This is a genomic window from Rhizobacter sp. P2_H2 (assembly GCF_056403375.1).
In genome coordinates this window covers 1-1,414 of record NZ_JBFUFP010001267.1, presented here as the reverse complement: position 1 = coordinate 1,414, position 1,414 = coordinate 1, and the positions used below count along the sequence as shown (strand labels likewise).

Here is a 1,414-nt window from a genome sequence, read left to right as displayed (position 1 = left end):
ATCGAGGATCGCGCGCAGCCCGTGCGTGCCGCTGGGCAGAACCAGCGGCAGACTGGCCAGCCGCGCGATGCGCACGCTGCGGCCGGTCGGCATGCCCGGCAGGTCACGCCGGCCTATCACGAACAGCCGTTCCTCGAGCAGCGGCAGCACGCTCCAGCGCCGGGCGCCATCGGTCTCGAACAGCACGGCCAGGTCCAGTTGCCGCGCGTTGAGCATGGTCGCGAGGTTGCCCGACAGACTCTCGACCACGCGCAGCCGCACGTCCGGATAGCGCTCGCGCATTGCCTCCAGCAGCGGCAACGCGAGCACGCCCGAAGTGGACGGAGCGAGGCCGATGCTGACGTGCCCGGCCAGCCGCGCCTGCCGTGCGGCATGGGCAGCGGCGTCGGCATGGCGGATCGCGAGCTGGGCCTGGCGGAAGAAGGCCAGTCCCGCATCGGTCGGGAGCACACCGGTGGTGGTGCGCTGCAGCAGCCGCGTCGACAACTCGCCCTCGAGGCGGCTGATCTGCTGGCTCAGCGCCGGCGTGCCAACGCCCAAATCCAACGCGGCGCGGCCCATGCTGCCTAGCTCGACGATCCGGATGAAGTAGCGTAGCTGACGCAGTTCCATCGGGTCGTGCTCAGGCTGCCGCCGTGCGCGGGTGCGCTGCGTCATTGCGCGATGCCGGCTTCATCGCATGGAGACTGGACTTGAGGGAGGGCCAAGGCATCGATGACAACCGATAGTTGAACAGTGTGCACCACGGTGCATCACGTCGTTGCCCTTCGAGCGCCGTATGGCGTTACGAGCGTTGCAGCCGGGAGGTACATCAGGTAGCTCACTGACTCGAAGGTCCGTTTTGCGACATGGTCACGAATGTCTGTTCGTAGCCCGGAYTTGCGGTCCGCGACCTGCTGGTCCTCACGGCGCTGAACGGCAGATGGGGGCGGGATGCCGAAGATGAATGGCGGCTTGCGAGCGGGGACGCGTCCGGCAGCTCATGGCCGACTGTGCCCATTCGTCGATCGCCCTGCAAGCGGTCGCCCAGCGAGACGGAACGGCCTGCGACCGACTGGTCGCGAGCGACGCGGCGAACATACACTGTCGGCCACTTGCGGTCATACCGACATCACCCTCAGTCAGCTGCTCCACACCGCTCGATGACGTGCTGTGCGACACGCTGGCCGATCACTCCCTGGCGGGCTTGACGAGCAGGCGCTGAGCGCCCGGCCCCTGCGCGGCCAGCTTGTCGAACGGGTTGCGCAGCCGGCAGCGATCGATCGAAAGGCAGCCGCAGCCGATGCAGTCGTCAAGCGTGTCGCGCAACTTCTTCAGCTGCGCGATGCGCTCATCGAGCTCTACGCGCCAGGTGCTGGACAGCCGCGCCCAGTCCTCTCGGTTCGGCGTGCGGCTCGCGGGCAAGGTGTCGAGC

Annotated in this window: 2 protein-coding genes; both read right to left on the bottom strand. The window is 67.9% G+C overall.

What is annotated here, in order from left to right:
- Nucleotides 1-612 (bottom strand): LysR family transcriptional regulator (locus tag AC1D15_RS32225; protein ID WP_477829261.1); only part of this gene is annotated, 612 nt, incomplete at its 3' end.
- 558 nt (nucleotides 613-1,170) lie between these two features.
- Nucleotides 1,171-1,414, bottom strand: a 244-nt coding sequence (locus AC1D15_RS32220) for a MerR family DNA-binding protein (protein ID WP_477829260.1), incomplete at its 5' end; no start/stop codon positions are given.